Source organism: Hafnia sp., from assembly GCF_036648275.1.
GTDB lineage: Bacteria > Pseudomonadota > Gammaproteobacteria > Enterobacterales > Enterobacteriaceae > Hafnia > Hafnia alvei.
The window spans coordinates 1-26464 of the sequence record NZ_JAVXIQ010000027.1; the positions used below are offsets into that span (position 1 = coordinate 1).

A 26464-nucleotide genomic window follows, 5' to 3' on the forward strand; every position below is an offset into this window, starting at 1 on the left:
ATGCCTCCGTCGTTCTTTCGCCGATATCAATCGGCGAATCCTAACCTTCATGATTTACTCGGCTGTTCGGTAATGTGCCGAAAAAAAGCAACCCTCAATATCTCGTGCTTTAGTCTTGGTTGGACGAGCCACCGGTACAAGGATGTACCGGTGGAGTTTGGGGCGCCCTAGATGGGCGATACCAAACCGGAGCGGAAATGGCGTCTCGGATAAAAGCGCGCGAGTGCAGAGACCACGCGCTGGTGGTCTCTGCCCGTACGCCTTCACGTATGTATCAATGAAGATCGATATGACAGGCGGGCGGAATCTTACACAGTAGCCCCATAAACGGAAGGCAGGCGAACTCCCCCCCACTTCCCTTTCCCTTCAAATAACCTGTATACTTATACAGTCATTAACTCCATCATTCTCTCTATGCGCAAAATCATACATGTCGATATGGACTGCTTTTATGCCGCAGTCGAAATGCGTGATTTCCCTGAGTTACGCGATGTACCGCTGGCGATTGGCGGAAGTCGCGATCGCCGAGGGGTGATCAGCACAGCAAACTACGCCGCGCGTAAATTCGGGGTGCGTAGTGCTATGCCGACAGGACAAGCGCTTAAGCTGTGCCCGCATCTCACGTTGCGTCCGGGGAGAATGGAGGTCTACAAAGATGTCTCGCGCCATATACGTGAGATTTTCCAGCGTTATACGTCGCTGATAGAGCCGCTGTCGCTCGATGAGGCCTATCTTGATGTTACCGACTGCACCCAGTGCTACGGCTCAGCCACGTTGATTGCAGAGCAAATCCGCAAGGAAATCGCCGAGGAGCTCCATCTTACTGCGTCGGCAGGCATAGCACCGATCAAATTTCTAGCGAAAATTGCCTCCGATTTAAATAAACCTAACGGCCAATATGTAATTACGCCCGCGCAGGTTGACGATTTTATTCTCACGTTGCCGCTGAAAAAGATCCCCGGCGTTGGCAAGGTAACCGCCGCCAAACTGAGTGAGCTGGGGCTGAATACCTGTGCCGATGTGCGTCGCTATAATTTGGCCGAACTGTTACGCCGTTTTGGCAAGTTTGGGCGCGTACTTTGGGAACGCTGCCACGGTCAGGATGAACGAGAAGTGATGCCCGATCGCTTGCGTAAGTCCGTTGGGGTGGAAAGAACGCTGTCAGAAGATATTCATAGCTGGGTAGAGTGCGAGGTTTTGCTGGAAAAACTGTATGAAGAACTGGAGCGACGCTTGGCGAAAGTGCAGCCGGATCTGCATATCGCGCGACAGGGCGTAAAACTCAAATTCCATGATTTTCAGCAGACAACGCAGGAGCATGTGTGGCCGATTCTGGATAAGCGCGATTTATTTCAGGTGGCACGGCAGGCTTGGGATGAGCGTCGAAATAGCCGAGGTGTGCGGCTGGTGGGACTACACGTCACGCTGCTCGATCCACAGTTAGAAAAGCAGCTTTCGCTGGATATTGATGGTTAGGTTTGAGGGCGTGAAGGGATAAAAAAAGCCAACCCGAGGGTTGGCTTCTGTAACACGCAAAGACTTAGCGCTTAGGCTTTCTCTGGGATCGCTTTCAGCAGAGCTGTCAGCAGCTGCCAGTATTGGCCTACGCTGGCAATGTGAACTTGCTCATCCGGCGAATGTGGGCCTGTGATGGTTGGGCCGATAGACACCATATCCATTTCTGGGTAAGGCTTTTTGAACAGACCACATTCCAGACCCGCATGGATAACCATGATGTTTGGCGTGGTATCAAACAGCTTCTGGTAAGTCTCACGCACCAAATGCATCACCGGAGAATTTGCATCCGGTTTCCAGCCTGGGTAGCTGCCTTTGGCTTCCACATGCGCACCAGCCAGTTCACCAATAGAGTTTAGTTGGCTAACCACGGCATCTTTACCGCTGTCGATAAGCGAGCGGATCAGGCAGATAATTTGCGCTTCTTTTGCGTCGGTGGTCACAACACCCACGTTCAGAGACGTTTCAACCACGCCTTTCACTTCGTCGCTCATGCGGATCACGCCGTTTGGCGTGGCGTTCAGCAGGGCAATAAAGCGCTGTTGGCTGTCGGCGGTCAGAGCCTGAGAATCGCTTTGTGCAGTTTCAACCTGAACGCTCAGGTTTTTCTCTACCGCAGCCAGCTCAACTTTCAGAATGTTTTGGAAAGCTTCGGCCAGCGTTTTCAGCTTAGCCAGATTCGCCGTAGGAACAGCCAGAACCGCGATGGCTTCGCGTGGGATCGCGTTGCGCAGCGTACCGCCGTTCAGATCCAATACGCGCAGGCCCAATTCGGTAGCGTGACCAGACAGGAAACGCGCCAGCAGTTTGTTGGCGTTGCCTAAGCCCAAATGAATATCACCACCGGAGTGACCGCCTTTCAGTCCTTTCAGTGTCAGCTTAACAATGTCATGTCCAGCAGGAACGGCTTCGCGCTGCAACGGCAGCGTGGTGATGAAGTCAATACCGCCTGCGCAGCCCATGTAGATCTCACCTTCTTCTTCAGAGTCGGTGTTGATCAGAATATCAGCCTGCAACCAGCCCGCTTTCAGGCCGAATGCGCCTTCCATGCCGGCTTCTTCGGTCATGGTCAGCAGCACTTCGATTGGGCCATGAGAAACGCTGTCATCGGCTAAAACGGCCAATGCAGAAGCCATACCGATGCCGTTATCTGCGCCCAGCGTGGTGCCGCGTGCTTTTACCCAATCACCGTCAATGTATGGCTGGATAGGATCTTTAGTGAAGTCGTGTGCGGTATCGTTATTTTTTTGTGGAACCATGTCCAGATGCGCTTGCAGCACAACGGGCTTACGGTTTTCCATGCCGCGAGAGGCAGGTTTACGCAGCAGGACGTTACCGACTTCGTCACGTTCAACGTGGATACCTTTTTCTTCAGCCCATGCAACGATGTGCGCGGCTAACGCTTCTTCATGATACGAAGGGTGAGGAATAGAGCAGATATCCGCAAAAATTTGCCACAGTGGCTGTGGAGATAGCTGAGACAGTTCAGACACGTTAAGTCTCCTGATAATCAGTTGTGCTGCCGATAACAGTGGCACAATAGGGGGTTAAGAGATAAAGCCATTTTTTCAGAGAATACCACTATATTTACTTATGTGGACAGACTAAGGCACTAAATCCGCAATCGGGGTGCCGGCTTTCTGCGAAAGAGACTGGTTTTTATTGCTCTGGCTCTCTATAATCTCGCGCAACCTTTTTTCCCCCCCGACCAATCTTTAAGCCATGAATATTATGGCTGGGACACTATTAATGAGCGAAAAATACGTTGTAACTTGGGACGTGCTACAAATGCACGCACGTAAGCTGGCTGCACGCCTGATGCCTTCTGAACAGTGGACTGGAATTATTGCGGTAAGCCGCGGTGGTTTGGTTCCTGCCGCATTACTGGCACGTGAACTGGGTATCCGTCACGTTGATACCGTTTGTATCTCCAGCTACGACCATGATAACCAGCGTGAGCTCAAAGTTGTTAAGCGTGCTGAAGGTGATGGCGAAGGCTTCATCGTGATTGACGATTTAGTCGATACCGGCGGCACCGCTCAGGCGATCCGCGAAATGTATCCTAAAGCGCATTTCGTCACCATTTTCGCTAAGCCTGCAGGTCGCCCTCTGGTTGATGATTACGTTATCGATATTCCACAGAATACGTGGATCGAACAGCCATGGGATATGGCGGTGACGTTTGTTGAGCCAATCAGCAATCGTTAATTTGCTTTTAGGCAATGCAATAAAAGCACAATAAGATGTAAAGAAACGTCCGGCTTTGTCCGGACGTTTGTTTTTTAGCGTCCGAGTTCGTTACACTACTTCCGAGCGCTCGCTGGGCGAGATTTAGCTCTGCCGCTTTTTGTCTGCGGCTGAAAAGACAGTACTCGGAGGCTGCCGTCTATCATGTCCCAACCAAACCTTTCTGAAACCTTATTCAAACCTCGATTCAAGCATCGTGAAACGTCCACGCTGGTCAAGCGTCATGGGCACGTTCCGCAGGCTTCGATTGCCTCTGCGCTGGATGGAACCTCGCAGGCTAATTGGTATCGCATCATCAATCGCCTGATGTGGGTTTGGCGCGGTGTCTCACCTATCGAAATCGAGCATGTGCTATCTCATATTGCCGCTTCAACGGCCGAACGTAGCGATGAGCGCTTGCTCGACACCGTAGTGGGTTATCGGAGCGGCAACTGGATATACGAGTGGTCGCATCAAGCGATGTCTTGGCAGCAGCGTGCTCAGGAAGAAAAAGATCCTGCGCTGGCCGGAGAATACTGGCTGCAAGCGGCGAATCTTTACAGCATCGCGGCTTACCCTCATCTCAAAGGTGATGATTTGGCTGAGCAGGCCGAAGCATTGGCCAATCGCGCCTACGCAGAATCGGCTAAGCTGCTGTCATACGAACTGAAAGAAGTCGAGTTTGCGATTGACGGTGGGAAAAAGATCACCGGTTTTCTGCATATGCCGGATAACAGCAAAGGGCCATTCCCAACGGTGCTGATTTGCGGTGGGTTGGATATGATGCAGAGCGACAGCTACCGACTGTTCCGCGACCATCTAGCGCCTGCTGGCATGGCGATGCTCACGATTGATATGCCATCCGTTGGAATGTCTTCGCATTTTTGCCTGACGCAGGACTCGAGCCGTTTGCATCAACAAGTGCTGCAAGCGTTACCGAATGTGCCGTGGGTCGATCATACCCGAGTCTCGGTATTTGGTTTCCGCTTTGGCGCAAACGTGGCGGTGCGTTTAGCTTATTTGGAACCTCGCCGTTTGCGAGCGGTTGCCACATTAGGCCCCGTGGTGCACAGCCTGCTGTGTGATAAATGCATTCAGGAACGCGTTCCCGAAATGTATATCGATGTACTGGCCAGCCGTTTGGGGATGAACAGCGTATCCGATGCCGCGTTACGCACCGAACTCAGCTGTTATTCATTGAAGACTCAAGGGCTGCTTGGTCGTCGCTGTCATACGCCGATGCTGGCCGGATATTGGGAGCGCGATCCGTTTTGCCCTAAATCTGAAGCCAAACTTATCGCGGACTCTTCGCTGGATGGCAAATTATTGATGGTGCCATCTTCCCCGTTATTTGAGGGGTTCAACCAGGCTTTGCATCAGGTTTGTGACTGGATTGGCGAACATTCGCGTTAATTTGATTGCTAAAGTTTGGAAATTTGTTAAAAAAGAGTAACCACAACAGGAGGATGTAGCATGACATTACCAGGTGGTTACTCTAAAAGCCGCTTAATCAAAAAATTCACCGCGCTTGGCCCCTATATTCGTTCGGGGCAGTGTCAGGATGATCATTTCTTTTTTGACTGTTTAGCCGTGTGTGTCAACGTTAAACCCAATCCAGAAAAACGTGAGTTTTGGGGATGGTGGCTCGATCTTGCCGCCGAGGAAACGCATTTTACCTATCGCTATTCGTTTGGATTGTTTGATAAGAACGGTGTTTGGCAGGAGCAGGTGATTAAAGATCCTGAAGTGACTGACAAATTAGAACAAACCTCACTCAATTTTCATAACCGCCTCAAAGAGCTTTTAACCACGCTCGAGATTAAAATTCAGCCAGCCGACGACTTTTCTGAAGAGTTAGTTCGCCTTCGAGCCTGATCGGGCGCAGTAATAAGTGTGCTTTTGCGTTATGCCTGTTGGCATAACGCGCCTCTCCTGATACTTTTTCTCTTTCTCCCCATTTCTCCAACACCAATAAACGGCAAAAAGATTATGAGTGGCAGCCAAACCCTAGTTGTAAAGCTAGGTACCAGCGTATTGACCGGCGGTTCGCGCCGTCTAAACCGTGCCCATATCGTGGAACTCGTTCGCCAGTGCGCGCAACAGCACGCGGCAGGGCATCGTATTGTGATTGTAACCTCCGGTGCGATTGCCGCTGGACGTGAGCATTTGGGCTACCCCGAACTCCCCGCAACCATAGCTTCTAAGCAGTTATTGGCCGCCGTTGGGCAGAGCCGTTTGATTCAGCTTTGGGAACAGCTGTTCTCAATTTACGGCATCCATATTGGGCAGATGCTGCTGACGCGTGCTGATTTGGAAGATCGCGAACGTTTCTTGAATGCGCGCGATACTCTGCATGCCTTGATGGACAACCGTATTGTTCCCGTAATTAATGAAAACGATGCGGTGGCAACGGCGGAAATTAAAGTTGGCGACAACGATAATCTTTCTGCGCTGGCCGCCATTTTGGCAGGGGCCGACAAGCTGCTGCTGCTGACCGATCAGGCTGGGCTATTTACCGCCGATCCTCGCCATAACCCAACCGCAGAGCTTATCCGCGAAGTGAATAGCATTGATGACGCGCTGCGTGGCATTGCGGGCGATAGCGTATCGGGCTTAGGCACTGGCGGTATGACCACCAAACTGCAGGCCGCCGACGTTGCCTGCCGCGCCGGTATCGACGTGATTATCGCTGCGGGTAGCAAGCCGGGCGTTGTGGGTGACGTTATTGAAGGGGTATCCGTCGGTACACGTTTCCATGCGCTGGAAACGCCGCTGGAAAACCGCAAACGCTGGATTTTTGGTGCGCCACCTGCGGGTGAAATTACCGTGGATGATGGCGCCGTGGCTGCGATTCTCGAACGTGGCAGCTCATTGTTGCCGAAAGGTATTCGTGATGTGAGCGGTGATTTCTCACGCGGTGAAGTTATCCGCATTCGCAATCTGGAAGGGCGCGATTTGGCCCACGGCGTGAGCCGCTACAACAGCGATGCGCTGCGTATGATTGCCGGCCACCATTCACAGCAAATCAGCGGTGTTTTGGGCTATGAATACGGCCCAGTTGCCGTTCACCGCGACGATATGATCGTAAGCTAAGGGGTTTATATGTTAGAAGAAATGGGTAAGGCGGCCAAACGAGCATCCTATCACTTAGCCGTCCTTAGCTCGGCGCAGAAGAATCAGGCGCTTGCGCTGATTGCCGATTATTTAGAGCAGGATAGTGAATCTATTCTGCAAGCGAACCAGATGGACGTTCAGCAGGCGCGTGAGAACGGCTTGAGCGAAGCGATGCTCGATCGTTTGCAGCTTACGCAGAGCCGTTTGGAAGGTATCGCTAACGACGTGCGTCAGGTGTGTAACCTCACCGATCCGGTTGGTAAAGTGATTGATGGCAGCGTATTAGACAGCGGGTTAAATCTCGAACGCCGCCGTGTGCCGTTAGGCGTGGTGGGGGTGATTTATGAAGCACGCCCGAACGTGACCGTTGATACCGCGGCGCTGTGCCTGAAAACCGGCAACGCGGTGATCCTGCGCGGCGGCAAAGAGACGCACCGCACTAATCAGGCAACGGTAAAAGTGATTCAGCGTGCGCTGGAGAAAGCAGGGTTACCAGCCGATGCGGTGCAGGCGATTGAAAGTCCTGACCGTGCGTTGGTCACTGAACTGCTTAAACTGGATCGTTACGTTGATATGCTGATCCCGCGCGGTGGGGCGGGGTTACATAAATTGTGCCGCGAGCAGTCAACGATCCCGGTGATCACCGGTGGTATTGGTGTTTGTCATATCTATGTCGATCAGGGCATGGATATTGAACAGGCGTTGAAGATTATTGTAAACGCGAAAACTCAGCGCCCAAGCACCTGCAATACGGTAGAAACGCTGTTGGTGAACTCACAGGACGCCGCGCAGTTCTTACCACTGCTAAGCCAGCGTATGCACGAAGTGGGAGTTTCATTACACGCGTGCCCACGTGCATTGCCGTTGCTAAGCCAAGGGCCAGCGCCTGTGACGCCGGTACAAGAGGCGGAATTGGATGACGAATGGCTGTCGCTGGATCTAAATGTAGTGGTGGTTGATGGGCTGGACGGTGCGATTGAGCACATCCGTGAGCACGGTACTCAGCACTCTGATGCGATTTTGACGCGCAATATGCACCATGCCGATCGTTTTGTTCGTGAAGTGGATTCTTCAGCGGTTTACGTTAACGCCAGCACGCGCTTCACCGACGGCGGTCAGTTTGGCTTAGGCGCTGAAGTTGCGGTGAGCACTCAGAAGCTACACGCGCGAGGCCCGATGGGTCTGGAAGCCTTAACCACCTATAAATGGATTGGTTACGGTGATGATTTAATTCGTCGCTAATGGTTTCTCTTGCAGAATAAAAACGGCGCATTGAGCGCCGTTTTTCTATTTACGCGATCTACAAAATATCCCCCGTTCAACAGGACTGTATTCTTGGCTATTCCGCGACTTTGATGATCAGCTTACCAAAGTTTTTACCGCTCAATAGCCCTTGGAAGGCGCTAATGCCGTTCTCCAGTCCTTCCACAATATCTTCTTTAAAAGCGATTTTTCCTTGCGCCAGCCACGTGCTCATCTGGGCATAAAATTCAGGATAACGATCGCCATAGTCCTGAGAAATAATAAAGCCTTCAACGCGCATGCGTTTTTTCAAGATGGTCGACATCAGCAGCGGTAAACGGTCTTGCTGGTGGTCGCTATGATGGCCGTTGTACTGGCTGATCATGCCGCATACTGGGATTCTCGCTTTGGTATTCAGCAGAGGCAGAACCGCGTCAAAAACGGCGCCGCCGACGTTTTCATAATAAACGTCGATGCCTTTGCTACAGGCACGTTTTAGCTGCACGGCAAAATCCGGTGCTTTATGATCAAGACAAATATCAAACCCCAGCGTTTCAACCGCATAGCGGCATTTTTCAGCACCACCGGCAATACCGACCGCATGGCAGCCGCGTAGTTTCGCTACCTGACCCACAACGGAGCCCACGGCCCCGGTTGCGGCGGCCACAACAACGGTTTCACCCGGCTGTGGATTGCCGATATCGGTGAGGCCCATATAGCCCGTAAAACCAGGCATCCCCAATAGACCCAAGGCGTAGGAAGGATGATCCATATTGGCGTCTAGTTTTTGCAGCCCTTCACCGTCTGATAATGCATAGTCTTGCCAACCGGTGTAGGCCAAAACCAGATCGCCAACCTGATATTTCTCATTCAGTGATTGCTCAACGCGACACACCGTACCGCCGCAGATCACCTCACCGATAGCCAACGGAGGAGAATAAGACGGCGTATCATCCATACGGCCACGGACATAAGGATCTAACGAAAGATAAAGCGTACGCAGTAAAACCTGCCCTTGTACCGGTTCTGGCTGAGCAATTTGCTCTAAACGAATATCTTGATCGGAAGGCATCCCCTGAGGGCGCTGCGCCAGAACGTACCGGCGATTGAGGCGAGATGAGATAGACATAACAGACTCCGTGATAGGTTAACGGCAACTCCAATTATCCATCGAATAATGGAATACTTGTTCCAGACTAACTAAAAAACGCCCGGTCTGATGTCGTATGTGTGCGGCTTGATAGGATTTGTGGATATAAATAATTTCCCTAAGGAAAATCACCTTAAGAACAAAATGGCTTTTTGTGTTGATTTAATAGTCATACGAATCCCTAGCACCTTGACGCTACTGATGAATTTAACTATCGTAATTCCCGCACTTCAGGCGTTTCCTCAGCAATATTTCCCTCAGTGCCGATATAGCTCAGTTGGTAGAGCAGCGCATTCGTAATGCGAAGGTCGGAGGTTCGACTCCTCTTATCGGCACCAGTAAAATCAATCACTTATACGAAACTAATTGCTCTGAACTTTCTACATGGGACCGATTTGGGACAACGTTGCCAAAAATGGTGTCTATTTGCTTAGCGTGTTCAGTTTAATGGTTTGGTGCCAAGTGCGTATAACGCCGAACCATCTCGATAGATTCCCATCCTCCCATTTCCTGTAGAACCGAGATCGGTACCCCGGCCTGAACTAGCTCAGAATTCATAAGAAGTGCCATGGTTGCATTATTGATTTGCTTTACGTGAGCGATATTTGCTGCGCGGCTAGCGTCTACATCCTTGATTCACTTTTCTTCCGCTAACCCGCTCATTGGTAGTATCTCTTCTTTGTTGATTTCATCGCAAAACGCCGACGTTTTGCGATGAATAAGTTTGTTTAGGTGGGGTATATCAACGCTTTATGAACGTTCGGTATATGCACAAAATAAGTAAGGATTAGCTGATATGATTGCCTTCCATCCTAGAAGTGAACTTTGACTTGTCATATACGGACATATGAGCTTTCCCGACTTGAACATGCACCCCTGATCAAGTCGGGATTTTTTTTGCCTGAATTTGGGTATAAAAGTTCAAGCTCTTTTCTTGCTTCTTCCAGCTAGCGTCCCTTGTTCATCCAATAAGAAAGCCCCTTATCCAACACCAAAAACGATAGAAAGAGAATCAGCAGAAGCAAGCAGGAGATGAATCCCGCCGCAAGTAGAGGAAATGTCTGGCAGATGCAAAGTCGTTATCTCAGTGGATATTTTCTATTCAGTACATCATTCAGCGAAGAAGAGTAAATCGGACCTCATGATGGCTTTATATACAATACGTTTACTGTATCTGGTGTAACTTATTGCTTCATGATTTATTGAAACTATTTATTACAATGAATAAAGTCGTGAAGTTTATATTACTTACTGTCATGTTTGTCCTTGGCGCAACGATGATCATAGGTATGTATTGTGAGTGCACTCGCTTCCCATTTTTCTTTAGTAAATTAGTGCACCATGGATATTTCTTTAACAATTTCGAAGTATATCGATTGAGAAAGACATGTAAGTTTTTTTAAACTATGAGCATTACTTCTATGTTGTAATGAGCCTTTTCAAGGCCTCAAGTTAATAGCTTTATGCTTTTAGCATTGAGTGTCATCCAAAACCAACCAACCGCACTTACAAATCCTCTGTCATGGAATAGATACGGGGGCGATATTCCCTACATACAATATAAGCGCCGTTCCCAGCGGGGAAGTGGATATGCGTATGCTGAAGCAAATATCACTTTTTTTCATAACTCTGCCATGACGCAGACTCAGTGCCTCGAAAGCTATGGCGCCACTCATTTGGAATCGCTACAACCCCACCGAAAATAATTTATCACAACGCCTCATTGCAATTATAAAACATATGTTTTATCGAATGTATCATTGATTTTATCAACCCGCAGAGTATCCTGTTGCCAAATATTCAGGAGGAACGATGCCGCTAGCTTGTCTGCAACTCTTCAAAAATCTATCTGATGAAACCCGTCTGGGCATTGTGTTATTGCTTAGGGAAATGGGAGAACTGTGCGTGTGCGACTTGTGCACCGCGCTTGAACAGTCACAGCCGAAAATCTCACGTCATCTGGCGATGCTACGAGAGAGCGGGCTCTTACTGGATCGCAAGCAGGGGAAGTGGGTTTACTATCGTTTATCCCCGCATATGCCTTCTTGGGCGGCTCAGGTTATTGAGCAGGCTTGGTTAAGTCAGCAGGACGATATTAAAGCGCTTGCCCGTAAGTTGTCCGTGGCTAACTGTTCTGGTAGCGGCAAAGCTGTCTGTATCTAAAAAATTTAACCAAATACATATGTTTTAATGAATATGAAGGTTTAATGGGGGAGATATTATGTTACTGGCAGGCGCTATTTTTGTCCTGACCATCGTTTTGGTTATCTGGCAGCCGAAGGGATTAGGGATTGGCTGGAGTGCTACGCTGGGCGCGGTACTGGCGTTAATCTCTGGCGTTGTACATATCGGCGATATTCCTTTGGTGTGGAATATCGTCTGGAACGCTACGGCAACGTTTATTGCTGTGATCATCATCAGCCTGCTTCTGGATGAATCTGGCTTTTTCGAATGGGCGGCGCTGCACGTTTCTCGTTGGGGAAACGGTCGAGGACGCCTGCTGTTTACCTATATTGTTTTGCTCGGAGCTGCGGTGGCGGCTCTGTTCGCCAACGATGGCGCCGCGCTTATTTTAACGCCGATAGTTATCGCCATGCTGTTGGCGCTTGGCTTTAGTAAAAGAACCACGCTGGCATTCGTGATGGCCGCTGGGTTTATTGCCGACACCGCCAGCCTGCCGCTTATTGTCTCGAATCTGGTGAATATTGTTTCGGCGGATTTCTTCCATCTAGGATTTACCGAATATGCGTCGGTGATGGTGCCAGTGGATATTGCCGCGATTACTGCCACGCTGGTGATGCTGCATTGGTTCTTTCGCAAAGATATCCCGTTAACGTATGACCTTGAACGTCTTAAAGAGCCTGCAAAAGCAATCAAAGATCCGGCAACGTTCAGGACTGGCTGGATAGTTTTGATCCTTCTGCTGGTTGGCTTTTTCGTTCTGGAGCCGCTCGGCATTCCCGTTAGCGCCATTGCGGCGGTTGGGGCTGCTATCTTGCTGATGGTGGCGAAGCGAGGCAATGCCATTAACACGGGTAAAGTGCTGCGCGGTGCGCCATGGCAGATCGTGATTTTTTCGCTCGGGATGTATCTGGTGGTCTACGGCTTGCGCAACGCAGGATTAACCGAATACCTCTCTGGCGTGCTGAATGTGCTGGCAGAAAAAGGTCTTTGGACCGCGGCGTTTGGCACCGGATTCCTGACAGCTTTCCTCTCTTCCATCATGAACAACATGCCGACCGTTCTGGTTGGTGCGCTGTCGATTGATGGCAGCACGGCGTCTGGCGTGATTAAAGAAGCGATGATTTATGCCAACGTGATTGGCTGCGATTTAGGGCCAAAAATCACCCCGATTGGCAGCTTGGCAACGCTGCTGTGGCTGCACGTGCTTTCACAGAAGAACATGACCATCACCTGGGGATATTATTTCCGCACCGGGATTATCATGACTCTACCTGTGCTGTTTGTAACGCTGGCCGCGCTGGCGCTACGTCTCTCTTTCACTTCGTAATGAGATACTGACATGAGCAATATTACGATTTATCACAACCCGGCTTGCGGCACGTCACGTAATACGCTGGAGATGATCCGCAACAGCGGTGCTGAGCCGACCATTATTCTTTACCTCGAGACCCCATCTTCACGCGATGAGCTGGTGAAACTTATTGCAAACATGGGCATTTCAGTACGGGCTTTGCTGCGTAAAAACGTCGAGCCTTATGAGGAACTGGGTCTTGCAGAAGATAAATTTACTGACGACCAGTTAGTCGATTTTATGTTGCAACATCCGATCCTGATTAATCGTCCGATTGTGGTGACGCCGCTGGGAACTCGGCTGTGTCGTCCTTCCGAAGTGGTTTTGGGTATTCTTACCGAGACTCAGAAAGGCGCGTTTACTAAAGAGGATGGGGAGAAAGTTGTTGATGATAGTGGTAATTCGTTGAAATAGATGTGTAATTTTATCCCTCAGAACGAATGCGCACATGGTGAGGAATTGCAAAGAAAAATCGGCATCCGCTGATCAGTTTATTGCGGAGAGTTTCTAAAAATGATCGTTGATGTTTAAATTTGTAAGGTAAAACTGTTTGTGCGATGTATCGATTTTTACTCGGGTGGCGTAGTCTTGAGTTGGTACTTTCTCAAAGGTCATCAACATGTCAAAAATCAAAAGCTATGCTGCGCTGAAACCCGGTGCAGATCTGGAACTTTATGAGTATGACGCTGGTGCGTTACAGCCAGACGACGTTGAGGTTAAAGTCGAATACTGCGGTATCTGTCATTCGGATTTATCGATGATCGATAACGAGTGGGGATTCTCTGACTATCCTCTGATTGCAGGTCATGAAGTGGTGGGGCATATCCACGCGCTGGGCGATGCTGCCAAAAATAAAGGCCTGAAAGTCGGTCAGCGAGTCGGTGTGGGTTGGACGGCAAACAGTTGCCAACATTGCGATGCGTGTATTAGCGGAAACCAAATTAACTGTCAGAACGGTAGCGTACCTACCATTATGAACAAAGGTGGTTTTGCCGATAAGCTGCGCTGTAACTGGCAGTGGGCTATTCCGTTACCGGATGATATTGATATGGCAACGGCTGGGCCGATGCTTTGCGGCGGCATTACGGTGTTTAAACCGTTATTGATGCATCACATTACCGCAACCAGCAAAGTTGGCGTGATTGGCATTGGCGGTTTGGGTCATATCGCCATTAAATTGCTCCACGCGATGGGCTGTGAAGTGACGGCATTTAGTTCTAATCCAGCAAAAGAGCAGGAAGTTTTGGCCATGGGGGCCGATCGCGTCGTCAATAGCCGCGATCCTCAGGCGTTGAACGCACTGGCAAAACAGTTTGATTTGATCATCAATACCGTCAATGTGTCGCTAGACTGGCTACCGTACTTTGAAGCGCTAACCTACGGTGGCCATTTCCATACGGTGGGAGCGGTGATGAAACCGTTAGAGGTGCCAGCGTTCACGCTTATCGGCGGCGATCGGAGTATTTCTGGTTCGGCAACGGGCTCTCCAAATGAGCTGCGCAAGCTTATGAAGTTTGCCGCACGAACTAAAGTTGCGCCAACAACCGAGCTGTACCCGATGTCGCAAATCAATCAAGCATTGAAACATGTGCGTGAAGGCAAAGCCCGCTACCGCGTGGTGCTTAAAGCTGATTTCTAATCGTTATTATCTTAGCCACAGGTTTACCCTGTGGCTAAAATTTATTGCTACTATTTACTCCAAAGCACAAATTGACGAAGAGGCAGGCTGAAGGTGTTTTGCTCCCCAGCATGCTAGCAATATATAAAGCGCCAGCGGCAGTAAAAAGCTAAAACGTAGTGTCAGGCTATCAATCAATAGCGCTTGAATATAAGGAATAATCGCGCCTCCAATCCCTGCCATAATTAACACGCCAGCCGCAAAATTTGCCCTGTGAGGCACCGTTGCCATGCTTTGGCTAAAAATAATAGGGTACATAATCGAATTGGCAAAACCTATCAGAAGCAATAAATAACCGCCTATCGCGTTGTTTAATAGAATGGATAACAAGATAAGAAGTGCGGAGACTAACGTCACTGCCAGAAATGCAATTTTTAAACAGATCCGATGGGCAAATACGCCAAAGATAAAACGCCCGATTAATGCGCCACCCCAGTACAGTGAAATTAATGATATCGTGGTTTCAGTATTCCATTTTCCAATGGTCGATAAATAGTTGATGGTATTCGTTCCTAATGAAACCTCCACGCCAACATAGACAAATATGGCAGCTGCGGAATAAATAAACTTGGTATTACCCCATAGGGTCGATGAGTGAGTCTTGGTTTTTTTCTCTTGAATAATATCAGGTAGTTTGATTGAAAATGTTATTGCAAATAACCCCGCGGAAAAGAGGGCTAAGACAAGCCAAATCCATTTTATCGGCTCGTTATGATTAACATAATCAATCGGTGATGCTTGTAGCGCTAAGGCAATCAGCAGCGGGGCTAGCGTTGTGCCTAATGAGTTTACGGCTGAGGCTAAAGTGAGGTTGCCTACGCGTTTATGTTCTTGGCTGAGCAGCGTGATATAAGGGTTAGCGACAACCTGCATGGCAGCAACACCAGTCGCAATCACGAATACGGCAAATAGGGCTCCAATAATCGAATAATAACCCAGCGCTAAGCTTAATAGCCCACAGCCGCTCATCGTGAGCAGTAAAGCGCTGCGCAAGATAGCGCGGTAGCCGAATAGTGCGATAAGTTTAGAGCAGGGAAGGCAAGTCAAAAAGGGGGCAGTGTAAAAGAGAACATTTACAAGCATTGCCTGAGACCATGAAATCTGAAAGTAGTGATAAAAAAATAAGATTAATGTGCTGTTGAACGCCGTTATTAATCCCCATAAAAAGAATGTTGCGCCAACGGTTGTAAGATGTTTTTTCATATCCCTATTTTCCATTGCGAAGTGAAATAAATTTGACTGATTGCTCAGTTATTAATAAATGCCTGTGCTAATCTCAAATTTGCTTAACAGGGGTTTATCATGGATATTCAAAATTTATTTCGTAATATTAAACTGAATAATATAGAAATTGGTGTTCTGCAATATATACAGGCCAATCCTGAACTATGTATTCAGCAAGGGATACGCAGCGTTGCTGAAAAGTGCTGTAGCAATCCCTCATCTTTGGTTCGTTTAGCCAAAAAACTTGAGTTTAGCGGCTGGCTTGAGATGGTTTACTTTATTAAGTTTAACATTACGCTACCGAAGCTCGATGTTACCAACGATGTTGATTTTATGAATATTCAGCCGCCGGAGAAAGTGGATATTCTGCTAGAAAGACTACAAAATGAACGGATTCTGATCCACGGTAGCGGCTTCTCGCAGCTTATTGCCCAATATATTTATAACAAGTTTTTAGTTACCGGCGTCAACGCCAGCTTAGCGCTATGGCCAGACTATGAAATTCTGGAACAAAAAAATGCCAATAAGTTTGATTCGATTTGGCTGATCTCTAAATCGGGCCGTAGTTCATCTGCATTAAGCTGGGTAAAGGCACTAGAGAATAAAAATATCAACCTTGTTTGTTTTACCGGCGATCATCAAAGTCCGTTAGCACAGGCTGCGAACCTATCATTTATTATTCACGATCCACAAAAATATGATGATGATATTTATTGGTCAAATCCGTTCTTTGGCTACTGTATTCTCGGGTTTGAGCATCTTCTGAAACTGTGGTTTATGCAGAAGAAATAATGAGAGGGCGTCCTGCGACGCCCTCTATTTTTAATGCTAGGTTTTAGTGCCAGTTTTTAAATTGTGGACCCTGCAAATAGGCGGAAACCAGCTTTTCAGCCAATGACCACGACCCGACCAACGGATGTGCCATCAATGCCTTAACCGCGAGCGTTCTGTCCTGAGTCAAAATCGCCTGCACCGCGAGACGTTCATACTCTTTCACGCAGGAAATCATATTTTTCTGCGCCTCGGGTACATGAATAGGCTTAACCGGTTTTAATCCCTCTTTGCTGAGATCGCAGCTGATTTCAATAACGTCGTCGGGATGCAGGAAATCCAGCGTATCGTTGTTGGAAAGTGATACCACAATACGCTTAGTGGTATTGCTGTTTACGGCCTCTAAAATATCTAAAGCAACGCCCGCATAGCCGCCGCTGTCTGGCTCTTCGATGAATTGTTGCAGTGTTAAAGGTTCCCTGGTGTGGAATTTTTCCTGCTGAGATTCATTTTGCATGTAACTATTTTCACGACGCAGATAATGCTTCATCCAAATATCAAATGCGGTGGCTGGATTTTCTTTAACGTCGATAAGGCTAAGCTCTTCACGCATATCATGGTTAATGCGTGCGATTTGTTCGCCTCGTGTTTCGCCTGAATCTTGAATAGCCTTCAGCGCTTCTTCTTTATAATAGTAATAATATAAGTATTCGTTGAGCAGTTGGTTATCACACAGACGAACTAATTCTGGCGAGAAGTATTGCATGGCCGTTTTTTTATACAGCTCAGGCGAATTAACCAATTGTTCGGTCACATCCTCTCCGTGCACGGTAAAATGTGTGAACCAAGAGAAGTGATTGAGGCCATAGCACTCAACCTGCAATTCACTTTCATCACAGTTAAGAATGCTAGGTAGTTCACGAATCAGCTCTGATGGTGCATCGCAGATACCGTACACGCGGCGTTTAAAGCCCGATTTGATAATGGCTTCGGTGACTAAGCCTGATGGATTGGTAAAGTTAAATAAGATGGCATCGGGTGCCGCATGTTCTTCGATTAATTTGCAGTAGTCCAAAATAGCCGGAATAGAGCGCATGGCCATGGCAAAGCCACCCGCACCGGTTGTTTCTTGCCCTAAGGTATTATGGTCCAACGCAATACGCTCGTCATGAATACGGCTTTCATCGCCGCCGACGCGCAGTGTGGTAATCACATAGTTGGCGTCTTGTAAGGCTGAAACGGGCTCGCTGGTTAAGCTAAATTCAATATCAGGGCGAATAGTATTAAAAATATAACGTGCAATTTCGCCAAAGATGGTCAGGTTCTGGGCAGAATTATCCAGAAAAACGACCTGTTTTAATCCGATGCGGTGGGCATTATAAGCCAGAGATTTTGCCAGAAATGCGGAACGCACGCCGCCGCCGCCCAATACTGTTAGTTTCATATGTACTCCCAATTTAATTATTAGCCAGCCAGGTATCAACTTTCGAGCGTACTTGTCCAACTTTGACACCGTAAATCACTTGAACTTCATTCCTGTTACGCACTACGCCATTTGCTCCGGTTGCCTTTAAAGCAGCGTCATCGACGATAGTTAAATCATGAATAGCGACGCGCAAACGGGTAAAGCAATTATCGACAGATATAATGTTATGTTTGCCACCGAGTCCTTTAATAATTTCATCGGCCTGTGAGCCCGTACTTTTCTTTTCCTGCTGAATTTTTTCTTGATAATCTTTTTTGTTATACAGCTTCACATCATCATCGTCTTCGCGACCCGGTGTTTTAAGCTTTAATTTCACAACCACGGTGCGGAATATCACGTAATAAGCAATAAACTGTCCAATGCCAATCACGATATAAAGTGGCCAGCGTGTCAGCGAAACGGGTAGCGGTAGGTTATAGGCTAAAAACTCAATTAAGCCAGATGCTCCCCAAGGTCTCACCTGTAACAGATCGCAAATAGCCTGTGATGCTGCGGTTAATGTGGCGTGAATAATCCACAGAAGCGGTGAGATAAACAGGAATGTAAATTCAATCGGCTCAGTAATCCCGGTCAGAATTGAGGTAATAATGGCCGGTAATAAAACGGCCTTCGCGAGCATTTTCTTTTCTGGCTTCGCGGTGTGATAAAACGCCAGTGCAGCGCCAGACAGGCCGAAAATAGTCGTCATACCTTGCTGAGAGAAACGCAGAGCATCGTTCATCACCGGTGTTAAATCGGGATGGCGCATATACGCGAGGAAGATGGCCTGAGTCCCCGAAACCGTCTGCCCATCGACCGTCAGCGAACCGCCGATTTGCGTAAGTTGGAAAGGCGACCACACGAAATGGTGTAGGCCGGTAGGGATTAAGAATTTCTCGAAGAAACCATAAACAAATACGCCAGCAACGCCTGCGTTTTTCATAAAGCCGGTTAAGGCCGCAATGCCGTGAGTCATAAATGGCCAGAACCAGGTGAAAGCTATTGCGTAGATAATCACAACCGGCGTCATGGCGATAAGCGTTAGCTTCGCGCCACCATACATAGACAATGCACCAGGGAGTTCTATTTGCGAGACTTTATTGTGTACCCATGCAATGGTGCAGCCGAGAATAATACCGAGGAAGATCCCCATATCAACAACTACAAACCCTAATATTTGAGTTTGTCCTGTGCCGTAATATTCGCCATTTATTTTATTGGCAATGCCGTGGGTATATTCCAACCAAGAGTGATTGGCACCTAAAAACATAATGAAGCACATAACGGAAACTAAGGCGACTTCCGTTTTTTTATCCTTTGCTAATCCATAGCTAATACCGATACAAAAGAGTAAGCCTAGATTACCAAACAGTGGCCAGAAAGTGTCTCCTAATAACTGACCAAGTTGATGAAGAAAGCTAGTTTCAGAAATAAGCGTTGGGTTAGTTAAAATTGAACTTAATGCCAGAATTAAACCTATTACTGGCAAAAACAGCACTGCACCGATCATCGCCCTAGAGAATTTTTGCATACTCTCCAGAGTACGTTGCCGTATTCTAGACATAGCTGTTCCTTTATTATTAATAGAGGGTATTTGTTATAATAAATTCACTTCCAGTGATGACGTTATAGCAATGGCCTTAGCGAAAAGGAACACGTTGCGAAAAATAGGTACAAATAGTCACAAAATGCATACCTGTTTCGAATTAACGATTTAAAGGTCTTTGTAATAGTGTGGCTAATCAGTGGGGATAAATAGATGCGACGTGGATCAAATATATTTTTCAGGGCAAAATGGGTTAACTGCCTTGTGTATCACGACTTTTGGTAAAAATACCCTAATGTTAATTGTTAAAGCATTCTTATTATTTAGCCTGACGGCAGTCGCAGAGATCGTGGGGTGCTATCTGCCATATTTGGTTGTGAAGCAACATAAGCCGCTATGGTTATTGCTACCGGCTGCGTTGAGTTTGGTTATCTTTGCGTGGTTACTGACATTACATCCCACTGCGGCGGGCCGAACCTATGCGGCCTACGGTGGGGTATACATCGGCGTTGCGTTACTTTGGCTGCGCTTTGTAGACGGGGTTGAATTAACCCGTTGGGATATGGTTGGTGCCTGCGTTGCGTTGATAGGTATGGCGGTAATTGTGTTGCAACCTTCGTAATGCATGAGTGGTTCGGGTTGTGAAATTAACGCCGTCATGCCGAAATATTCAGCATGACGGCGTGGTGATTAGAAGCGAATTTCCCCACCAAAGATATAAGTTCTGCCGCGTGCCGTATTGGCCGCGGTGCTGTCATCACCCTGCATTGGCATCATATTGAGTTTATTCAATGCCTCAGAATAGTTTTTATTCATCAGGTTTTGCACGCTGAGTTTGAGCATCACGTTGCGGTTGATCTCATAAGTGCTGTAGAGATCGATGATGGTTGGGATCTGTGGGAGATCTTCCTTCACCACTGCACCGGTTTTCTCGTCAAAATCAAAGTTAGGCGATAGGCGACGTGATTTTCCGGTGTATTTAATAATGCTACCGACGGTTAATGAATCGTCTAGGAACCTGACACCGGTATCGAGCGTCATATATTTTCTTGGCAGCTCGGTAATATCCCCTGCGCCAAAATAGGTACTGGCAATCGACGTTGGTTGGTCGGTGTGTTGCTGGCTATAAGCCAAACGCGCAAATGCGTAGCCCGCATCGTAATCCATTTCTAATTCAAAACCGTGAGCACGTACCAGTGATTGGGAGTTCACGTAGATGTACATATTGTCGGTGTAATCACTGACGTCAGCCCAGTCATTGCCGTTAACTTCGGTCATATTGCATTTGCGTCCGTTGGTGCAAACCAGATATGACTCACTGAATATGTAGTTTTTAATCTTGCTACGGTATACCAAGGCTTTCAAGCGCAGTAAATCTTCATTGAGCAACAGGCTGTGCGCCTTAATATTAAAACCGGCCTGATAGGTTTCGGCGCTTTCTGGTTTTAAGAATGGGTTCATTGACGCGCCGCCGGAGTTCGAGAAAAACATCTCCTGAATATTGGGTGCACGCATTGATTTGCTGTAGCTTACGAACGGCTGGAGCCACGGCGTTACCTGTGCAGAGAGCTCTACAGAAGGATTATAACCACTCTCTTTTTGATCAACATTGTATTCACCCTGTGGAATACAGATAACCCGCGGATCGCAGGCGGGCTTGAAGCCGCTAATCTTATTCTGAGTGTAGTTAAGATTAAAATTAGCCTGATAGATCCCGCGCTTTATCTCAAGGCCGGTATACAGCGCTGAAATATCCTGATCGCCCGACGGGGCAAAAGGATTGTTTTCAATTGATTCCTGCGAAGACTTTGGATCGCCAGCGTTGGATTTGATCAGTTTGTCATAGCGGGTACGCATCAGTTTGCTGCCGATGCTAAAGGCCAGATCGTTATTACCGAGCGTGAAGCGGCTGGTGTTATTCACATCTAGCGCATTAGAACGGTTACGTGCTGACGTGCTATAAAACGTGTACAACGATCCGTCTTGATATTTTTGGTCGCTGCGGCTGGTACTGGCCGTGACGTTGAAATCAATTAATTCAGAGAACGGCGTGTAGTGATATTTGATGTAATAATCGTCGCTGGTGATATCGCGGCGTGAAAACTTATTTTGATAAGTTCGGGCGGAGAGTTCAAAGCTATTAAACTCATTCGGTTTGATATCCATTTTATACAGCTGTGATTTTGGATTCTGCTTCATGAATTCGTCATAGCCGAACTCTTCGCTATTAATCCCATCGCCGTTATTAAAGTTGGAATAGACCGAGCTGCCGCTGATGGCGGCCATGGCACCAAAACTGCCGGTATCCGTAAAAGCATCGGTTTTACCCGCGGCGGCAATCATTCCGCTGCGCCCAATGCCGTTGCTACCGACGGAAAAACGTGATCGCACGCCGAAAGGATTTCCAGCAAACACCACGTCATCAACGCCAATCGTGCGCAGATTGGCACTGCCCGCTAGGGCGTTTACCCCAGAGGAACCGCTGCTGTCGCCGCGAGTCACGTCAACGCCAACGAGGAAGTTAGGGTCGATAAGCACGCCAGCCTGACTGTTGGTAGAACCGTGCACGGCGGTGCCGGAGGTTGAAGTGCCATAAAAGCTTTGCGTGATGCCATCGACCATGGTGTTTACGCGGCCAAAACCGCTCATCCCACGAATATTCACACTAACCGAGCCTTGGCCGGGATCGATTTGGGTATAGGTTCCGGGCATGCTGCGTAACGTCGCGTCGAGAGATTCTAAATTTTTATTAGTATCTCGTGAGCTGACGGCTCCGGTTTTTTCCAAGGCTTCTTGCTCGCTGGTTATTTTACCGGCCGAGACATTAAGTGGAGAAAATACCGCTGAGCCTTTTTTGTCTCCGCTGCTTTCCTCACTGGCTTGTTGTGCATAGCTGCTTGCGCTGAGCAATAGCATGCCCGAGCCGATCACGCCGGCTATTTTATTGAGTTTCATATGTTCCCTTAAAGGTATTATCAGTCTATTTTTATTTTTTTTGCTTTGCTCGGTTGTCTCAGCGTTGATTATCTACGGCCAGAATAAAGTTATATTCCAGCGCTGTATTTTCCACTCGCTTGAGTCGACCTGATTTACCGCCGTGTCCAGCCTGCATATCGGTTAGTAATAATAGTTTTCCGTTTCCTAATTGATTTTCTCGCAGTTTGGCAATCCATTTTGCTGGCTCCCAATATTGCACCTGCGAATCGTTTAGGCCGGTGGTCACCAATAAGTTGGGATAGCGCATAGGCTTTATATTGTCGTAGGGGCTGTAGGCCTTCATTTGCTGATAATCCGCCAGCCGATGTGGATTTCCCCATTCATCATATTCACCGAGCGTGAGGGGGAGTGTGTCATCAAGCATGGTGGTGACGACGTCAACAAAAGGAACCTGCGCAACAATGGCGTTAAATAGCTCCGGCTGTTGATTCATGACCGCGCCAACCAATAACCCTCCGGCGCTGCCGCCCATGGCATACAGCCGGCCGGGCTGGCCAAAACCTCGTTCAACCAAACCGCGTGTTGCATCGATAAAGTCATTGAAACTGTTGGGCTTATTTGCCAGTTTTCCCTGTTCATACCATTGCTGACCGAGCTCGCCGCCGCCGCGAACGTGGATCATGGCGAAAACGAAACCGCGATCCAGTAGGCTAAGACGATTCGCGCTGAAGGCGGGATCCATGCTCATACCGTAGGCGCCGTAGCCATAAACCAGTAACGGGCTTTGCTTGGCCTTGAACATTTTTTTGTTGTAAACCAACGACACCGGTACTTTCACGCCGTCGCGTGCGGTGATCCAAATTCGTTCGCTGTGATAGTCCTGTGGCTGCGTGTTTTTAACTTCCTGACGCTTAAGCAGCGTGCGTTTGCCGCTGGATAAATCCCATTCGTAGGTGCTGGTTGGTGTCGTCATCGACGAATAGCCGTAGCGTAAGCGATCGGACTGTGGCTCAGGGTTATAGCCTAACCATGCCATATAGCTGGCATCGTCGAAGGGCAAGGTGTCTTCGGCGTGAGATTTCCAGTTGATTTTGCGTATCTGGCTCAGGCCATCACTGCGTTCAGCAACGACAAGCCAATCTTTGAATAAGGTAAAACCTTCGATCATTTTATTAGGCTGTGGGGCAACTAAAGGCTGCCATGAATGACCCATCGCGTTGGTTTGGTATAAACCAAAATTGGCATTTTTACGGTTGGAGCGCAGATAAAAAGTGTCGTTGAAGTGATCCAGATAATATTCAACGTTTGGCTGGCGTGCGGTAAATAATACGGGCGGCGCATCCGCTTGGTCAGCATCTAATAAGCGGACTTCAGACGACGTACTGGCGCTGAGGGTTATCAATAAATAGCGGTCAGATGCCGAGCGTGACAGGCTAAGATAAAACGCGCCGTCGTTTTCCTGATAAACCAGTTGGTCTTGTGCTAGCGGTGTACCAACGTGATGGCGATAAACCTGATACGGCACCAGCGTTTGCGGATGGTTGCGGACATAAAATAGGGTACGTCCATCATTTGACCACAACATATTGCCTGATGTGTTTTCGATAACGTCGGTGAGCCACTGTCCGTTATGTAAATTCCGTAGCGAAATACGGTATTGGCGTCGGCCTTGGGTGTCTTCGGCAACGGCCATCATCTGGTTATCTTGGCTGATCTCCAGACCGCCTAAGCGATAGTAAGCTTGTCCGGTTGCACGCAGATTTCCATCCATCAGCGTTTGCCACACGGCGCTGCCCGCCAGCGGCTGGCGCTGAGTTACGGCAAAATTTTTGCCTGACGGATACACGTCCTGATAGCGATAACCGTTACGTTGATAAGGCACCGAGCGATCTTCAGGGCTCATGCGACCGACCATCTCGCGATATAGGGCGTCGTACTGCGCGGAGTACGGTTTTAACACCGCGTTGGCGTAACGGTTTTCATCTTGCAAATAGCGCAAAACTTTTGGATTGGCGCGGCTCTCATTACGTAGCCAAAAATAGTTGTCGATACGCCGATCGCCATGTTCGATGAGCGCTTTGGGGATTTTTTGCGCCTGCGGCGGCTGTAGATTGGCCGCCAATGGTTCAGGAGAAAATAATTCAGCGGCAGATACGTGCCAAGAGCACATCGCCGTGAGCGTCATTAATAACAAAAGTTTTTGCCACAATTCACGCATGGTGCGTCCTTTTGGTTTTTTGGGCGAATAGCGTGCCCTGCCAGAAAATTTCAGCATGAAAATAAGTGATTTATTAGTGCCAGCCGCGATGACTTACTGCTGTTTTAATTCCGCTAGATCAAAGTTGATCGGCATTCTTACGCTATAAAGTCCGCCGTTTAATATTTCCGCCGGTGGTTTTGGTAGCGGTTGAGCACGCTCTAAAACTTCGACTGCCTCACGATCCAACGAAATGGTGCCGGATGAAGCATAGAGCTGATTACCCTGCACGAAACCTGCCGCATTCACGGTGAACGTCACCACGGCGAGGCCAGTACGGGCGCGTCGGCGGGCATCAAGGGGATACTTTTTGTATCGGTTTAGATGACCCTTAACTAAGCTTTCCCACGATACTTTTTCGCTATTACGCTTGGTGGCATCGCTGTTGAACGGTGCCGCAATGTTTGGCGATAGCGTATTTGCCTGAGGCGCTGCGTTGCTGGCTATGGCGGCATGGCTGGCATCGCTGGTTTGATCTTTAAGCTTATTGATCGGGCGCGGCTTTTTCTTTTCCCCATCAGCCGACTTTTTCTGTTTCGCCACCTCAATGACGGCTTCTTTGGCTACCACCACCTTTGGCTGCGCTTTATCCTTAACCTGTTGTTTTTCCTCTGCTGCCGCCGACTGCTGTTGAGCAATGCCAATCGGCAACGGCGTGGGGGAAGCAGGCGCTTGGATGGTTTCAGCCCATTGCAGCATTACCGCAGGAGGCGGCTCATAGGGCGGCTTGGTGTCAGATGGGCGCCAAACCAGTGCCGCTAAAAATGTGCCATGAACCGCCAGCGCGAAGATAAACCAGCGGCCCCATTTAGGCTGTGCGTTATAGAGAATATCCATAGTGGTTTTATTTACTGCTCAGTTTTAGGCTGAGGGACGTACCAAACGTAGTCAGCCTGCGCCAAGGTAATATTCATACCTGTCTCAGCCAGCATTAGAACGATGGGGCGCGATGAAGGGGCGAGATCTTGCATATGCAGCGGAACGCCCATGGTTTTCGCTGCGTGGTAGCCACCGGCAATCAGCATGGCGGGCGCAGGGGCCGCAAGTAGCTGCTGCGCCATAAATCGATCGCGCTGCTGTTGAATAGCGAGCATCGCTTTTAACTGAGCGGGTTCGATTTTCCCATCATGCATCGTGACGATAGTTTCACGAATCGCGTTTTGTACCTGTGGAGCGGTGGAGATTTTTCCAGCAGGAAGCTGTGGGTTTTTATATAAAGACTGCACCTGTTCGCGGGAGAGATTCGCCACCAGCAGAGGGTAGGGGGCACGCAGGGTTTGCATCACTACGCCGTGATACATCTCCCAAGGCCAGCCTTGTTGCCAGTTTAGCAATGTCTGAATACGACCTTCGCGTACCATCGGATCGTCTTTTAACCATTTTTTGAGCTGATCGACGCGCGGCTGTTGATCGATGGTCAGCATTTCTAGCAGTACGCTGCCTTGTGGGCGCTGCTGAGGAAGATTTTTGATCAACCACATTTCAATCAGGTGATGCTGCGCGTTATCGTGTTTTTCTCCGACGATAAGCCGCGGCTGCGGCGCGACACGCGTGAGTAATTCCTGGCTGGTTAGCTTTTCACCGTTGTGCAAATCGATGATGGTGCCCAAGGTGTTTACATCGTTCAACGCGGATGCGCGTGATGGTCGAGTCAATGTTGGTTGGCTGCATGCACTGAGTGCTAATGTGGCTAATATAATCAGAGACTTAAGACTAAATAGTGTGCTCATGTCTTTGGCCTAAAGGCGGCTGTTGGGCCGCTATATCATAAAATGTTTAATAACAAGTGGGGGGAGCTCAACGT

At 48.5% G+C, this 26464-nt stretch carries 21 protein-coding genes, 1 tRNA gene and 1 pseudogene; 13 read left to right on the forward strand and 10 right to left on the reverse strand.

What is annotated here, in order from left to right:
• Positions 1-414: 414 nt before the first annotated feature.
• The gene (gene dinB, locus RSC70_RS17675) at positions 415-1476 is read left to right on the forward strand and encodes a DNA polymerase IV (RefSeq protein ID WP_332543099.1); all 1062 of its coding nucleotides are present in this window, start codon (positions 415-417) and stop codon (positions 1474-1476) included.
• Positions 1477-1547: 71 nt separating this feature from the next.
• Here the strand turns inward: dinB and pepD are convergent, their stop codons facing one another.
• Entirely contained in the window at positions 1548-3008 is a 1461-nt protein-coding gene (pepD, locus tag RSC70_RS17680) for a beta-Ala-His dipeptidase (RefSeq protein WP_103010320.1), read from the reverse strand.
• 256 nt (positions 3009-3264) lie between these two features.
• Between pepD and gpt the strand changes: the two genes are divergently transcribed.
• The 5 genes from gpt to proA all read left to right on the forward strand — a co-directional run bounded on the left by gpt (position 3265) and on the right by proA (position 8097).
• Positions 3265-3723, forward strand: coding sequence for a xanthine phosphoribosyltransferase (gene gpt / locus RSC70_RS17685; RefSeq protein WP_025800161.1), 459 nt, complete (start codon positions 3265-3267; stop codon positions 3721-3723).
• Between the two features lie 183 nt (positions 3724-3906).
• Positions 3907-5154 (forward strand): esterase FrsA, encoded by a 1248-nt coding sequence (gene frsA, locus RSC70_RS17690; protein ID WP_130933191.1) that lies wholly within the window; start codon positions 3907-3909, stop codon positions 5152-5154.
• 60 nt (positions 5155-5214) lie between these two features.
• Positions 5215-5616 (forward strand): sigma factor-binding protein Crl, encoded by a 402-nt coding sequence (gene crl / locus RSC70_RS17695; protein WP_025800158.1) that lies wholly within the window; start codon positions 5215-5217, stop codon positions 5614-5616.
• Positions 5617-5730: 114 nt separating this feature from the next.
• A complete protein-coding gene (gene proB / locus RSC70_RS17700) occupies positions 5731-6834 on the forward strand; it encodes a glutamate 5-kinase (protein WP_025800157.1) in 1104 nt (367 codons plus the stop codon).
• Positions 6835-6843: 9 nt separating this feature from the next.
• Complete coding sequence (gene proA, locus RSC70_RS17705) at positions 6844-8097, forward strand: glutamate-5-semialdehyde dehydrogenase (RefSeq protein ID WP_282813843.1); 1254 nt, start codon at positions 6844-6846, stop codon at positions 8095-8097.
• A gap of 97 nt (positions 8098-8194) precedes the next feature.
• Here proA and RSC70_RS17710 read toward each other — a convergent pair whose 3' ends face one another.
• Positions 8195-9226, reverse strand: a complete 1032-nt coding sequence (locus RSC70_RS17710; protein WP_282813844.1) for an NADP-dependent oxidoreductase — start codon at positions 9224-9226, stop codon at positions 8195-8197.
• A gap of 283 nt (positions 9227-9509) precedes the next feature.
• On the opposite strand from RSC70_RS17710, the gene RSC70_RS17715 reads away from it, so the two are divergent.
• Positions 9510-9585: transfer RNA gene (locus tag RSC70_RS17715), tRNA-Thr, on the forward strand.
• Between the two features lie 10 nt (positions 9586-9595).
• On the opposite strand, the pseudogene RSC70_RS17720 reads toward RSC70_RS17715, so the two are convergent.
• Positions 9596-9799, reverse strand: a pseudogene (locus RSC70_RS17720) (tyrosine-type recombinase/integrase); the annotation flags it as partial.
• A gap of 1260 nt (positions 9800-11059) precedes the next feature.
• Here RSC70_RS17720 and arsR point away from each other — a divergent pair.
• The 4 genes from arsR to ahr all read left to right on the forward strand — a co-directional run bounded on the left by arsR (position 11060) and on the right by ahr (position 14421).
• Positions 11060-11410 (forward strand): As(III)-sensing metalloregulatory transcriptional repressor ArsR, encoded by a 351-nt coding sequence (gene arsR / locus RSC70_RS17725; protein ID WP_040044284.1) that lies wholly within the window; start codon positions 11060-11062, stop codon positions 11408-11410.
• Positions 11411-11468: 58 nt separating this feature from the next.
• Positions 11469-12758 (forward strand): arsenic transporter, encoded by a 1290-nt coding sequence (locus tag RSC70_RS17730; protein WP_332543100.1) that lies wholly within the window; start codon positions 11469-11471, stop codon positions 12756-12758.
• Positions 12759-12770: 12 nt separating this feature from the next.
• The gene (gene arsC, locus RSC70_RS17735) at positions 12771-13196 is read left to right on the forward strand and encodes a glutaredoxin-dependent arsenate reductase (RefSeq protein ID WP_332543101.1); all 426 of its coding nucleotides are present in this window, start codon (positions 12771-12773) and stop codon (positions 13194-13196) included.
• A 205-nt stretch (positions 13197-13401) separates the two neighbouring features.
• On the forward strand, positions 13402-14421 hold the full coding sequence (gene ahr, locus RSC70_RS17740) for an NADPH-dependent aldehyde reductase Ahr (protein ID WP_040044383.1): 1020 nt from the start codon (positions 13402-13404) through the stop codon (positions 14419-14421).
• A gap of 54 nt (positions 14422-14475) precedes the next feature.
• Here ahr and RSC70_RS17745 read toward each other — a convergent pair whose 3' ends face one another.
• Complete coding sequence (locus tag RSC70_RS17745; RefSeq protein ID WP_332543102.1) at positions 14476-15663, reverse strand: MFS transporter; 1188 nt, start codon at positions 15661-15663, stop codon at positions 14476-14478.
• Positions 15664-15762: 99 nt separating this feature from the next.
• Between RSC70_RS17745 and RSC70_RS17750 the strand changes: the two genes are divergently transcribed.
• Positions 15763-16476, forward strand: coding sequence for a MurR/RpiR family transcriptional regulator (locus tag RSC70_RS17750; protein ID WP_103010310.1), 714 nt, complete (start codon positions 15763-15765; stop codon positions 16474-16476).
• 43 nt (positions 16477-16519) lie between these two features.
• Here the strand turns inward: RSC70_RS17750 and RSC70_RS17755 are convergent, their stop codons facing one another.
• On the reverse strand, positions 16520-17899 hold the full coding sequence (locus RSC70_RS17755; protein WP_304185110.1) for a family 4 glycosyl hydrolase: 1380 nt from the start codon (positions 17897-17899) through the stop codon (positions 16520-16522).
• A gap of 13 nt (positions 17900-17912) precedes the next feature.
• Positions 17913-19484 carry a PTS transporter subunit EIIC gene (locus RSC70_RS17760; protein WP_332543103.1) on the reverse strand — a complete coding sequence of 524 codons (1572 nt, stop codon included), beginning with the start codon at positions 19482-19484 and terminating at the stop codon, positions 17913-17915.
• Positions 19485-19767: 283 nt separating this feature from the next.
• Between RSC70_RS17760 and RSC70_RS17765 the strand changes: the two genes are divergently transcribed.
• Positions 19768-20088: a YnfA family protein gene (locus RSC70_RS17765; RefSeq protein ID WP_349238858.1), complete on the forward strand. Its 321-nt coding sequence runs from the start codon at positions 19768-19770 to the stop codon at positions 20086-20088.
• Between the two features lie 68 nt (positions 20089-20156).
• On the opposite strand, the gene RSC70_RS17770 is transcribed toward RSC70_RS17765, so the two are convergent.
• The 4 genes from RSC70_RS17770 to RSC70_RS17785 form a co-directional block, all read right to left on the reverse strand.
• Positions 20157-22421: a TonB-dependent receptor domain-containing protein gene (locus RSC70_RS17770; protein ID WP_332543104.1), complete on the reverse strand. Its 2265-nt coding sequence runs from the start codon at positions 22419-22421 to the stop codon at positions 20157-20159.
• 58 nt (positions 22422-22479) lie between these two features.
• Positions 22480-24573 carry a S9 family peptidase gene (locus RSC70_RS17775; protein ID WP_442904331.1) on the reverse strand — a complete coding sequence of 698 codons (2094 nt, stop codon included), beginning with the start codon at positions 24571-24573 and terminating at the stop codon, positions 22480-22482.
• 141 nt (positions 24574-24714) lie between these two features.
• On the reverse strand, positions 24715-25497 hold the full coding sequence (locus RSC70_RS17780) for an energy transducer TonB (RefSeq protein ID WP_282813851.1): 783 nt from the start codon (positions 25495-25497) through the stop codon (positions 24715-24717).
• A gap of 11 nt (positions 25498-25508) precedes the next feature.
• Positions 25509-26390, reverse strand: coding sequence for a ChaN family lipoprotein (locus RSC70_RS17785; protein WP_332543106.1), 882 nt, complete (start codon positions 26388-26390; stop codon positions 25509-25511).
• Between the last annotated feature and the right edge of the window lie 74 nt (positions 26391-26464).